The organism is Microbacterium saccharophilum (genome assembly GCF_007992455.1).
Classification (GTDB): Bacteria; Actinomycetota; Actinomycetes; order Actinomycetales; family Microbacteriaceae; genus Microbacterium; species Microbacterium saccharophilum.
In genome coordinates, this window is record NZ_BKAH01000008.1 from 1 (window position 1) to 12,297 (window position 12,297).

At 70.3% G+C, this 12,297-nt stretch carries 10 protein-coding genes; 6 read left to right on the forward strand and 4 right to left on the reverse strand.

Features of this window, described 5'->3' with window-relative positions; all coding sequences use genetic code 11:
* Positions 1–88: 88 nt before the first annotated feature.
* A complete protein-coding gene (locus tag MSA03_RS09295) occupies positions 89–1,759 on the reverse strand; it encodes a GspE/PulE family protein (RefSeq protein WP_170245482.1) in 1,671 nt (556 codons plus the stop codon).
* A gap of 157 nt (positions 1,760–1,916) precedes the next feature.
* Here MSA03_RS09295 and MSA03_RS09300 point away from each other — a divergent pair, with 157 nt between their 5' ends.
* Together MSA03_RS09300 and MSA03_RS09305 are read left to right on the forward strand one after the other, a co-directional pair.
* Positions 1,917–2,927, forward strand: a complete 1,011-nt coding sequence (locus tag MSA03_RS09300; RefSeq protein ID WP_147050681.1) for a YihY/virulence factor BrkB family protein — start codon at positions 1,917–1,919, stop codon at positions 2,925–2,927.
* Positions 2,928–3,006: 79 nt separating this feature from the next.
* Positions 3,007–5,514: a glycogen/starch/alpha-glucan phosphorylase gene (locus MSA03_RS09305; protein WP_244946384.1), complete on the forward strand. Its 2,508-nt coding sequence runs from the start codon at positions 3,007–3,009 to the stop codon at positions 5,512–5,514.
* 43 nt (positions 5,515–5,557) lie between these two features.
* Here the strand turns inward: MSA03_RS09305 and MSA03_RS09310 are convergent, their stop codons facing one another.
* Both MSA03_RS09310 and MSA03_RS09315 read right to left on the reverse strand, forming a co-directional pair.
* Positions 5,558–6,289, reverse strand: a complete 732-nt coding sequence (locus tag MSA03_RS09310) for a glutamine amidotransferase (RefSeq protein ID WP_147050685.1) — start codon at positions 6,287–6,289, stop codon at positions 5,558–5,560.
* Positions 6,290–6,299: 10 nt separating this feature from the next.
* Positions 6,300–7,196 carry a LysR family transcriptional regulator gene (locus MSA03_RS09315; protein WP_147050813.1) on the reverse strand — a complete coding sequence of 299 codons (897 nt, stop codon included), beginning with the start codon at positions 7,194–7,196 and terminating at the stop codon, positions 6,300–6,302.
* A gap of 186 nt (positions 7,197–7,382) precedes the next feature.
* Between MSA03_RS09315 and MSA03_RS09320 the strand changes: the two genes are divergently transcribed.
* The 4 genes from MSA03_RS09320 to MSA03_RS09335 are packed head-to-tail and all read left to right on the forward strand — an operon-like array spanning position 7,383 to position 10,800.
* Positions 7,383–8,348 carry an NAD(P)-dependent oxidoreductase gene (locus MSA03_RS09320; protein ID WP_147050687.1) on the forward strand — a complete coding sequence of 322 codons (966 nt, stop codon included), beginning with the start codon at positions 7,383–7,385 and terminating at the stop codon, positions 8,346–8,348.
* Positions 8,349–8,363: 15 nt separating this feature from the next.
* Positions 8,364–9,872 carry a CoA-acylating methylmalonate-semialdehyde dehydrogenase gene (locus MSA03_RS09325; protein ID WP_147050689.1) on the forward strand — a complete coding sequence of 503 codons (1,509 nt, stop codon included), beginning with the start codon at positions 8,364–8,366 and terminating at the stop codon, positions 9,870–9,872.
* 20 nt (positions 9,873–9,892) lie between these two features.
* Complete coding sequence (locus tag MSA03_RS09330; RefSeq protein WP_147050691.1) at positions 9,893–10,135, forward strand: response regulator; 243 nt, start codon at positions 9,893–9,895, stop codon at positions 10,133–10,135.
* A complete protein-coding gene (locus MSA03_RS09335) occupies positions 10,132–10,800 on the forward strand; it encodes a CYTH domain-containing protein (protein ID WP_147050693.1) in 669 nt (222 codons plus the stop codon). The genes MSA03_RS09330 and MSA03_RS09335 overlap by 4 nt, the downstream gene beginning before the upstream one ends.
* Before the next feature lie 93 nt (positions 10,801–10,893).
* On the opposite strand, the gene lpdA is transcribed toward MSA03_RS09335, so the two are convergent.
* The gene (gene lpdA / locus MSA03_RS09340) at positions 10,894–12,294 is read right to left on the reverse strand and encodes a dihydrolipoyl dehydrogenase (protein ID WP_147050695.1); all 1,401 of its coding nucleotides are present in this window, start codon (positions 12,292–12,294) and stop codon (positions 10,894–10,896) included.
* Between the last annotated feature and the right edge of the window lie 3 nt (positions 12,295–12,297).

Sequence of the window (12,297 nt, forward strand, 5' to 3'; positions counted from 1 at the left end):
GATCGCGGGGAAACGCCCGGAGCGCGGTGGCGCGAGCTGGCGCGAGCTGGCGCGAGCTGGCGCGCGCGAGGGTGTCCGCGCGAGCGGCTCAGATCGAGACGCGCAGCACTTCCTCGATGGTGGTGATGCCTTCGAGGACCTTGCTGAACCCGTCCTCGCGAAGGGGGATCATGCCCTCCTCGAGCGCCGCCTGCCGCAGCTCCGTGCCGGTCGCATGGGCGACGATCAGCTGCTCGAGCCGCTCGCTCACCTCCATCACCTCGTGCAGCGCGACGCGCCCGCGGTAGCCGGTGCCGGAGCAGTCCGAGCATCCGACGGCGCGGTACAGCACGGGCGGATCGAGCGGGTTGTGCGGGAACTTCACCGACGACAGCACGTCGCGCGACTCGGTGTACGCCTCCCGGCACCGCACGCACAACCGCCGAGCCAGGCGCTGCGCGACCACGGCCGACAGCGCCGTCCCGACGAGGAACGGCTCGCAGCCGATCTCCGTCAGACGCGTCAGTGCGCTGGGGGCGTCGTTCGTGTGCAGCGTCGACAGCACGAGGTGACCGGTCAGCGCCGCCTCGATGGAGATCGTCGCCGTCTCCTGATCGCGGATCTCGCCGACGAGCACGACGTCCGGGTCGGAGCGCAGAATCGAGCGCAGCGCCGCCTGGAAGGTCATTCCGGCGCGCGGGTTCACCTGCACCTGGTTGATGCCGGCCATCCGGTACTCGACGGGGTCCTCGACGGTGATGACGTTGATCCGCGGGTTCGCGACCGTGTTGAGCGCCGTGTAGAGCGTGGTCGACTTGCCCGACCCGGTCGGGCCGGTCACGAGCACCATGCCGTGCGGACGTGTGATGGCGCCGCGGAACCGCTGCTCGTTGCGCATGGAGAAGCGCAGGTCGCCCATCGTCAGCGACTGCGCCGAGCTGTCCAGGATGCGCATGACGATCTTCTCGCCCCACACCGTCGGCAGCGTCGCAAGACGCAGATCGATCTGGCGGCCGTCATGGTGCACCGAGAGGCGACCGTCCTGCGGCTTGCGACGCTCGGCGATGTCGACGGCGGCCATGATCTTCAGTCGCGACAGCACGCCGTCCTGGATGGCGCGGTCGGCCCGCTGCATCTCGTGCAGCACGCCGTCGATGCGGTACCGCACCGTGAGCTGCCGCTCGCCGGGCTCGATGTGGATGTCGCTCGCCCGGTCGTTGATGGCCTGCGCGATGAGCAGGTTCACGAACCGCACGACGGGGGCGTCGTCGACACCCTCCTCGATCGACTCCGTCGCCGCGGCGCCCGAGTCGGCGGCGGCGATCTCGCCGATCTGCTCCGACAGGTCGATGAGTTCCTCGTCCGACCGCAGGAACCTGCCGAACATCGCCTCCAGCGCATCGGCGGCCACGACGACGGGGCGGATGTTCAGCTCGGTCGCCGTCGCGACGTCGTCGATCGCGATGAGGTCGGTGGGGTCCAGCATCCCGATCGTGAGACTGCGGCGGCCTCGCTCGACAGGGATGAGGTGGTAGCGGCGGCACAGGGATGCCGGCACAGTCGCGATCGTCTCGGCGCTGAGACCGGCAGAACCGAGGTCGACGAACGCATACCCGGTCTGCTCGGCGATGCCTTCCGCGATCTGCGTCTCGGTCACGAGGCGCGCCGCGACCAGCTGCTGGCGCAGCTCGGGGCCGTCGCCGAACTGCGCGACGGCATCCCACATGTCCTCGGCGCGAATGATCCCAGAGCGCACGAGGGTCTCGGCGAGTCCCTTCACCGTTTCCCCTTCCCCTGGGGTTATCCTATGCGGCTGGTGGCACGGATGTGAACACTGAGATTCGTGTGACTTCCGTGACGGATGAGAAAGACGCGCGACCCCGCCCGCCCCTGTCAACCCCCGCCGCTCGATCCGCGCGCCTCGATAGCCTGGCGCGATGAACCTGCAGCGGATCACGGCCTGGGTCCTCTCCAAGAAGATCGTCCGCGCCTACCTGCGCTACAGCGAGCACCGCGGCCCCATGCTCGCCGACAGCGTCACCTACCGCACCCTCTTCAGCGTCTTCGCTGGAGTGCTCCTCGGCTTCTCGATCGCCGGACTCTGGCTCGCCGGCAACCCGGACGCCATGGACGCGATCGTCGAGGCGGTCGACAACGTCATCCCCGGCCTCGTCGGCGAGAACGGGCTCATCGACCCCGCCGAGGTGAGCGCCCCGCTCAGCCTGTCCTTCGCCGGGGTCCTCTCGGCCATCGGCCTCATCGGCGCCGCGATCGGCGCCATCGGGTCGCTGCGCACCGCGATGCGCATCATCGCCGACAAGCTCACGGAGGACACCCTCTTCATCTGGGTCCTGCTGCGGAACCTCGTCCTCGCCATCGGCATCGGCGCCGCCCTCGGCGCCTCGGCCGGCGTCACGTTCGTCGGCGCCGCCGGCCTCGGGCTCATCGGCGATCTCCTCGGGCTCTCCGAGGACAATCCGCTCATCGTCTTCGGCGGGCGGGCGTTCACGATCGCCGTCACCTTCCTGCTGGATGCCGTCGCCATCGCCGTACTCTTCCGCTTCCTCTCCGGCGTCAAGGCCCGCGCCCGCACGGTCATCGCCGGCTCCCTGCTCGGCGCCGTCGGGCTCACCGTCCTCCAGCAGCTCTCCGGCCTCTTCGTCGGCGGCGCCGGCTCGAACCCGCTGCTCGCGTCGTTCGCATCGCTCATCGCGCTGCTGCTGTGGTTCAACCTCTCGGCGCAGGTGATCCTCATCGCGACGTCCTACATCGTCACGGGCGTCGAAGAGGATGCCGACCGCGTCCGCGCCCGCTACGGCGCGAAGACATTCCTGCAGCGGCGCGTCCGCAAGGCCGAGGATGCCGTGCAGCTCGCGACCGACGAACTGCGCGCGGCGCGCACCGCCGAGGCGGAGGAACGCCGCAAGGCCGAGGCCACGTCGAAGTGACATCACAGTGATGTAAACATCTCGGATATTCACGCTGGGAACGGTCACAGTTCCCAGCCGCAGTGTGTACCGTCGTACCGTGCCTGAGAACCCTAACTCGCCCGCCACCCACCCCCTCGGAGCGACGCACCCGCTCGCCCTCGCTCCGGTCACCGGACCTGCCAGCTCCGTCGACGGCTTCGTACGGCAGTTCCTCCGGAACCTCAACTACGAACGCGGCGTGCCGCTGTCCGCCTCGAGCGTCAACGACCGCTACTTCGCGCTCGCGATGACGGTGCGCGACTACCTCATGGCGCGGTGGCTGGAAGACCTCCGTCGTCAGCGCGAGACGAAGCCGAAGGGCGTCTGCTACCTCTCCGCCGAGTACCTCCTCGGGCGCCAGCTCGACAACAACCTCCTGGCCTCCGGTCTCGGCGAGATCGCCACCGAGGCGATGGCGCAGTGCGGCATCGACATCGACGAGATGCGCGCGCAGGAAGTCGAGCCGGGTCTCGGCAACGGTGGTCTCGGCCGCCTCGCCGCCTGCTTCATCGACTCGCTCGCCACCATGAGCGTCCCGAACGTCGGCTACGGCATCCGCTACGAGTACGGCATCTTCCGGCAGACCTTCGTCGACGGCCAGCAGGTCGAGCAGCCCGACGCGTGGCTCACCCTCGGCTCGCCGTGGGAGTTCCCGCACCCCGAGGGTGCCCGCAAGGTGGCCTTCGGCGGCCACACCGAGACGTACGACGACGGCGGCGTCACCCGCTCGCGCTGGGTGCCGGGCTGGCACGTCCAGGCCGTCCCCTACAACTACATGGTCCCCGGCTACCTCAACGGCCGCGTCAACACGCTGCGCCTGTGGAGCGCCGTCGCCACCGACGCGTTCGACCTGCGCATCTTCAACTCCGGCGACTACGAAGAGGCCGTCCGCGCGCAGACGTTCGCGGAGAACATCTCCAAGGTGCTCTACCCGGAGGACTCCACACCCCAGGGCAAGGAGCTGCGCCTCCAGCAGCAGTACTTCTTCGTCGCGGCATCCATCAGCGACTTCCTCGCCACGACGCTCGGCGACGACGACATCGCGACGCTGCCCGACCGGGTCATCTTCCAGCTCAACGACACGCACCCCGTCATCGCCGTCCCCGAGCTCATGCGCGTGCTGGTCGACGAGCGCCACCTCGAGTGGGATGCCGCGTGGGAGATCACGAAGCAGTGCTTCGCGTACACCTGCCACACGCTGCTGCCCGAGGCCCTCGAAGTCTGGTCGGTCGACCTCCTCGGCCGCCTCCTGCCGCGCCACCTCGAGATCATCTACCGCATCAACGACGACTTCCTCGACGAGGTGCGCGAGCGTTTCGGCGACGACGAGATGCGCATCCGCAACATGTCGATCATCTCCGAGTTCCCGGAGCGCTCCGTGCGGATGGCGTACCTCGCGACGGTCGCCGGCTCCAAGGTGAACGGCGTCGCCGAGCTGCACTCCCAGCTGCTGCGCGACAAGGTCCTGCCCGACTTCAACGAGTTCTTCCCGGGCAAGTTCACCAACGTCACCAACGGCATCACCCCGCGCCGCTTCGTGCGCCTCGCGAACCCCGGCCTGTCCGAGCTCATCACCGAGGCCATCGGCACCGGCTGGCTCACCGACCTCGAGCGCCTCCGCGAGCTCGAGTCCTACGCCGAGAACCCCGACTTCCGCGCCGCGTTCGGCGAGGTGAAGGCCGCGAACAAGCGCCGCCTCAACGAGGTGCTCTTCGAGCGGGACGGCTTCGAGGTCAGCGACGGGCACATGCTCGACGTCATGGTCAAGCGCCTGCACGAGTACAAGCGCCAGATGCTCAAGGTGCTGCACATCGTCACGCAGTACGAGAGCATCACGTCGGGCCGCGTCGAAGCAGCCGACATCCAGCCCCGCACCTTCATCTTCGGCGCGAAGGCGGCGCCCGGCTACGCGATGGCCAAGCGCATCATCCACCTCGTCAATGCGGTGGGCTCGGTCGTCAACGCCGATCCGCGCGTCGAAGGGCGCCTGAAGGTGCTCTTCCCGCCGAACTACAACGTCACGCTCGCCGAGCGCGTCATCCCCGCCGCCGACCTGTCCGAGCAGATCTCGCTCGCCGGCAAGGAGGCCTCCGGCACCGGCAACATGAAGTTCGCCCTCAACGGCGCGCTCACGATCGGCACGGACGACGGCGCCAACGTCGAGATCCGCGAGCTCGTCGGGGACGACAACTTCTTCCTGTTCGGGATGAGCGAGCCGCAGGTCGAGGACCTGTGGGCGGCGGGCTACAAGCCGGCCGACTTCTACCAGGCCGACGACAACCTCCGCCGCGCCATGGACCTCATCGCCTCGGGCGCGTTCTCCGACGGCGACAAGTCGGTCTTCGAGCCGATCGTGTCGAACCTGCTCTACGACGACCGCTTCATGGTGCTCGCCGACTACTCGTCGTACATCGCCGCGCAGGCGCGGGTGGATGCCGCCTACGCCGACACCGACGCGTGGACCCGGTCCGCGATCCTCAACGTCGCGCGCTGCGGGTTCTTCTCGTCCGACCGCTCGATGCGCGACTACATCGACCGCATCTGGCACACGCCCCCGATGCTCTGATCGCGCGCCGCTGCGGCGGCGGCGCGCCGAGCGGGCAGCGCGCTCAGCGGGCGTAGCGCTGGGCGAACGTGCAGAGGATCTCGCCGGTGTGCGTCACCGGCATCCTCCGCACGGCCGCGAGCGTGTCCTCCAGCTCGTGGTCGGCGAAGTACCCGTGATCGGCGTACGCGTGGATGCGGGTCGTGATGCCGTCGACGTCGAGCTCGGGGTGGAACTGCGTCGCGTAGACGTTCTGACCCACCCGGAACATCTGCACGGGGCAGCCGGGGGAGGTCGCGAGGAGCGTCGCCGACGGCGGGAGGACGCGGATCGCCTCCTTGTGGCCGACGAACGCCGTGAACGTGTCGGGCAGCGCCGCCAGCAGCGGGTCGCCGCGCCCCGCATCGGTGCGGGTCACCTCGATGACCGAGATGGGCTCCCGGTAGGTGCGGTCGATGACCGCCCCCTGGTGCGCCCCGACGGTGCCGACGCCGTAGCAGGCGCCCAGGAACGGGAAGTCGCGGGCGACGACCTCATCCAGGAGCGCGGCGAACTCCGCCTCCACCCGCCGCTGCACGGCGGACTTGCTCGCCGCCGGATCGGACGCGTTGAACGGCCCGCCGCCGACGAAGATGCCGGAGAGCGCATCCAGGTCTACCTCGGGCAGCGGCCCCGCCTCCATCCGCACCCGGACGAGGTCGCGCTCGTCGAGACCGGTGTAGCGCAGGAAGAGCCCGTACTCCTCGTCCGCCGGGACGTCCTCGGACCGCGTTGCGAGGAGGAGGAAGGGCTTCACCCGCAGAAGTCTAGGCGGGCGCGGCGGCCTCCTCCGCCGCGGCGACCGGGGCCGCGTCGCCCTGCACGGCGCGGATGTGCGCCGTGATCGCCGCGAGCGTCTCCGCGACGGCGGGATTGCGCGGACCCTCGTCCCGCGCGACCGCCCAGTACGCCAGCGGATGCGAGAACGTCTCGGTCAGCACCGGGACGAGCCGCGCATCGGCGTCGCCCAGGAAGTCGGGGAGGATGCCGATGCCCGCCCCGGCCGCCGTCGCCGCGACGTGCGCGAACACGCTCGTCGACCGGATCGACGGGGGAGAGGCCGGCAGTTCCTGGATCGCGCGGTCGAGCTCGTCGACCTGCAGCGACGACTCGACGTAGTAGACGAGGGGATGCTCGGCGAGATCGGCGACGGATGCCGGCTCCCCGTGCGCGGTCAGGTACTCCGGCGTTGCGTACAGCCGCAGGTCGTAGGAGCACAGCGGCGTCGCGTACGCCCGCAGCACCTGCGGGCGGCCGACGACGATCTCGAGGTCGACGCCCGACCGGTTCTGCTGCGCGCGTCGCGTCGCGGCGAGCAGTTCGACGGCGAGCCGTGGATGCCGTTCGCGCAGCGCCGTCATGGCCGGGACGAGGAAGACCGAGGTGAAGGCCTCCGGCGCCGCGATCCGCACCATCCCGTGCACGGCGTCGCCGTCCTCGTCGGCGACGAGCTCGCGGAGCGACCCCTCGATGCGCTGCGCGATCGCGACCGCGCGGCGGCCGAGATCGGTGACCTCCCACCCGCCCGTCGTCCGCACGAGCACGCGGCCCCCCATCGCGTGCTCGAGCGCGGCGATGCGCCGCGACACCGTCGAGTGGTTGACGCCGAGCACCTCGGCGGCCGCGGTGTACCGCCCGAGGCGCGCGACGGCGAGGAACGTCATGAGGGCATCGAGCGGCGGCTCGGGGGCAGCGGCGGGCATGGGCCGAGTGTGCACCCGCGCACAGCCGGAGTGCAAGATTGCCACCACCGTGTGCGTTGATCCGCATCGCGGGCCTGCTTAGCCTGGGGGTGCGGCGCGGTCGAGGACGACCCGCCGGTGACCTTCGACGCTGCAGGGAGCACACACATGTCCACGATCGCCTGGATCGGACTCGGCCACATGGGAGCGCCCATGACCGCCCACCTCGTCGCCGCCGGACACACCGTCCGCGGGGTCGACGTCAATCCCGCCGCCGCCGAGGCCGCCGCCGCCCGCGGCGTGCAGGTCGTCGGCTCGATCCGTGAGGCGCTCGACGGCGCCGACGCCTGCTTCACGTCGCTCCCCAAGCCCGAGCACGTGCGCCTCGTGTACGGCGGGGAGGACGGAGTCTTCGCGCACGCGACGCCCGGGACGCTGCTCCTGGACACCTCCACCGTCGACGTCGACACGTCGCACTGGTGCCACGACGAAGCCGCCGCGCGCGGGCTGTCCTTCGTCGACGCCCCGATCTCCGGCGGCACGGCGGGCGCGGAGGCGCACACCCTCACCTTCATGCTCGGCGGCCGTCCGGACGACGTCGCGCGCGCCGCCGACCTCGTCGCCCCCATGGCCGGCAACGTCATCCGCTGCGGTGAGGCCGGCGCCGGCATCGCCGCGAAGCTCGTCAACAACATGATGCTGTTCATCTCCGTCATGGCGATGTCGGAGGGCTCGCAGCTCGCCGAGCAGCTGGGCCTGGACGCCAAGGTCTTCTGGGATGTCGCGAGCGTGTCCTCCGGCTCGTCCTGGGCCATGCGCACGTGGTACCCGGTACCCGGCGTCGTCGAGAAGGCGGCCGCCAACAACAACTTCGAGCCGACGTTCTCCGTCGACCTCGCCCGCAAGGACTGCGGCCTCGCGGTGCAGGCGGGGGAGGCCACCGGCGTGCACCTGCCCGCCGCCGAGCTCGCGCTCGCCCAGCTCGACGAGCTCATCGCGGAGGGCCTCGGCGGCAAGGACTGCACTCTCGTCGCCAAGCTCGCCTCGCCCGACGGCACGCTGCGCGGCTACGACCCGTCCCGCGACGCGGCGCCCGCCGCATCCGCCCCCACATCCGTCCCCGCATCCGCCTGAGCCCTGGAGGATTCCATGAGCACCACGATCGACACCACCGCACTCACCGCCATCCCGCACGTCGTCGGCGGCCGCCGCGTCACGGCCGACGACCGGGTCGGCCCGGTCTTCAACCCCGCCACCGGCCGTCAGACCGGCGAGGTCGCGCTCGCGTCGGCCGACTTCGTGCACGAGGCGGCCCGCACCGCGCAGGCCGCGCAGCGCGGCTGGCGCGACACCGGCCTCGGCAAGCGGCAGCAGGTCATGTTCCGGCTCCGCGAGATCATCTCCACCCGCGCGGAGGAGCTCGCCCGCATCATCACCGCCGAGCACGGCAAGACCGTCGACGACGCGCTCGGCGAGGTGGCCCGAGGCCTGGAGAACGTCGAGTTCTGCACGAGCCTCATGCACCATCTGAAGGGCGACTACTCCGAGCAGGTGGCCTCCGGCGTCGACGTGCACCAGGTGCGGCAGCCCGTCGGCGTCGTCGCGTGCATCACGCCGTTCAACTTCCCCGCCATGGTGCCGCTGTGGATGGTGACGACGGCGATCGCCGCCGGCAACGCCGTCATCCTGAAGCCCTCCGAGCGCGACCCCTCGGCTGCGGTCTGGCTCGCCGAGGCGTTCGCCGAGGCGGGGCTGCCCGACGGCATCCTCAACATCGTGCACGGCGACAAGGTGGCCGTCGACGCGATCCTCGACGACCCGATCATCCGCGCCGTCTCGTTCGTCGGGTCGACGCCCATCGCGAAGTACATCTACGCGCGCGCCGCCGAGAACGGCAAGCGCGTGCAGGCCCTGGGCGGTGCGAAGAACCACATGATCGTGATGCCCGACGCCGACCTCGACGCCGCGGCCGACGCCGCCGTGTCGGCCGGCTACGGGTCGGCGGGGGAGCGCTGCATGGCCGTGTCCGTCGTCGTGGCGGTCGGCGACGTCGCCGACGCGTTCATCGCGAAGGTGTCCGAGCGCGTCGGGAAGCTCAAGGTGGGCGACGGCGCCGACCCCGCGAGCGAGATGGGACCCCTCATCACGCGCGACGCACTCGAGCGGGTCACCGGCTTCGTCGCCGGCGCCGAGGGCGAGGGCGCGCGCGTCGTCGTCGACGGCCGGGACCTCCCCGTGGACGGCGACGGGTTCTTCATCGGGCCGTCGCTCGTCGACGGCGTGCAGCCCGGCATGCGCGTCTACGACGAGGAGATCTTCGGTCCCGTCCTCTCCGTCGTCCGCGTCGCGAGCTACGACGAGGCCGTCGACCTCATCAACGGCAACCGGTACGCCAACGGCACCGCCGTGTTCACCCGCGACGGCAAGACCGCCCGGCAGTTCGAGTACGACATCGAGGTCGGCATGGTGGGTATCAACGTGCCGATCCCGGTGCCGATCGGGGCGTTCTCCTTCGGCGGCTGGAAGGACTCGCTGTTCGGCGACACGCACATGTACGGGCCGGAGGCGTTCAACTTCTACACCCGCCGGAAGGTCGTCACGACACGCTGGCCGGAGCCCAGCGAGAGCCAGATCAGTCTCGGGTTCCCCACGCACTAGGCTGGCCGCAGGAGGTCACGATGGCTATCGCACGACTGCAGGGAGGCCCGCTCGACGGGCAGGTCATTCCGATCGACGACGAGACGCAGGATCGCCTGATCCTGCCGTACAGCGAGACCCAGGTCGTCTACAGGCGCGACGGGGCGCCGGAGAACACCGGCGAGCACGACGGGCCCACACAGGCCACGTTCCGCTTCCTCGAGGCGCAGGACGACATCGACCCCGAGCGCGACGAGGCCGACCGGGACGACCGGGGGCTGTGACCGGCGCGACCGAGCCGACGCGCTCGCTCGAGATCGAGCGCAAGTACGACGTCGACGCCGGCACGCCGCTGCCGGACTGGCTCGCCCTGCCGGGCATCGCCCGCGTCGGCGACGCCGAGCCACGCGCGCTCGACGCGCGCTACCTCGACACCGCCGACGGCGCGCTCGCCCGTGCGGCGACAGCGCTCCGCCGCCGCACGGGCGGTCCCGACGCCGGCTGGCACATCAAGCAGTCCACGCCGGAAGGCAAGCACGAGACCCACTGGCCGCTCGGCGACACCGGTGACGCTGCCGACAGCGCGGACGAGCCGGTCGTCCCGGCCGAGATCGTCGCGGCTCTGGCCGGCATCGCCGCGCCGCCGTTCCTCGCGCTCGCCCGCATCCGCAACGCCCGCACCGCGTACGCGCTGCGGGACGCGGACGGGGGCCTCGTCGCGGAGTTCGTCGACGATCGCGTCGAGGCGACCGACGTCCGCCGCGGTGTCATGGCCTCGTGGCGCGAATGGGAGCTCGAGCTCGGGCCCGCCGCGCCGGCCGACCCTGCCGGTCGCGCCGCGCTGTTCGCCGCCGCCGACGAGCTCGTCGCGCAGGCGGGCGGCCGTGTCGCGGCATCCGATTCGAAGCTCGCGCGGATCCTCGGCGGCACGGTGCCGACCGCCCCGTAACCCGGGCCCGGAAAGCACTGACGCCGCCCCCGGCTTCGATGGGGCGGCGTCAGTCGTGGGAGCCAGGTTACCCTGAGCGCCCGGAGTGCATGCTCAGAGGTTGATCATGTGTCCCGCAAGACCGTGGAACGCCTCCTGCAGACCCTCCGACAGCGTCGGGTGCGTGTGCACGTTCCGGGCCGCCTCGAGGGCCGTGAGGTCCCACTTCTGCGCGAGGGTCAGCTCGGGGAGGAGCTCGGACACGTCGGGGCCGATGAGGTGGCCACCGAGCAGCTCGAGGTGCTCGCCGTCGGCGATCAGCTTGACGAAGCCGACCGGCTCGCCGAGCCCGTTGGCCTTGCCGTTGGCGCTGAACGGGAACTTCGCGACCTTGACGTCGTAGCCGGCGTCACGCGCCTGCTGCTCGGTGAGGCCGAACGAGGCGACCTGCGGCGAGCAGAACGTCGCGCGGGGCATCATGCGGTAGTCGCCGAGGGTCTGCGTCTCGGCCTTGCCGATCGTCTCGGCGGCGACGACGCCCTGCGCCTCGGCCACGTGGGCCAGCTGCAGCTTCGCGGTCACGTCGCCGATGGCGTAGATGCCCTCGACGTTCGTGCGCATGTGGTCGTCGATCTCGATCGCGCCGCGGTCGGTGAGCTTCACGCCCGTCTTGTCCAGGCCGAAGCCCTCGATGCGCGGGGCGAAGCCGATCGACATGAGCACCTTGTCGGCCTCGATGGAGCCCTTCGCGCCGTCCGCGTTCGCGGAGTAGCTGACGGTGACCTTGTCGCCGGAGTCGACGACCGACTCCACCTTCGTGGAGGTGAGGATCTCGACGCCGTACTTCTTGTACTGGCGCTGGATCTCCTTGGAGACCTCGACGTCTTCGTTGGGGAGGGCACGGTCGAGGAACTCGATGATCGTGACCTTCACGCCGTAGTTCGTCATGACGAACGCGAACTCCATGCCGATGGCGCCGGCGCCGACGATGACGATGGACTTCGGCAGGTCGCGGGTGAGGATCTGCTCCTCGTACGTGACGACGTTGTCGCTCAGCGTGACGCCCGGCAGCAGGCGCACGGTCGAGCCGGTGGCGATGATGGCGTTGTCGAAGGTGATGGTCTCGGTCGAGCCGTCGGCCTTCGCGACCCGGAGGCTCTTGGCATCCAGGAACGTGCCGCGACCCTCGTACTCGATCACCTTGTTCTTCTTCATCAGGAAGTGGATGCCCTTGACGTGGGTGTTCGCCACGGTGCGGCTGCGGTCCCACGCCGTCCCGTAGTCGAACTGGACATCGCCGCGGATGCCGAACAGCTCCGCCTTGTGCAGGAAGGTGTGCGCGAGGTCCGCGTTCTTCAGAAGAGCCTTCGAGGGGATGCAGCCGACGTTGAGGCAGACACCACCCCAGTACTTCTCTTCCACGATGGCGACGGACAGGCCGAGCTGGGCAGAGCGGACGGCCGCGACATACCCGCCGGGGCCGGCGCCGAGGATGACGACGTCGTAATGAGGCATGCC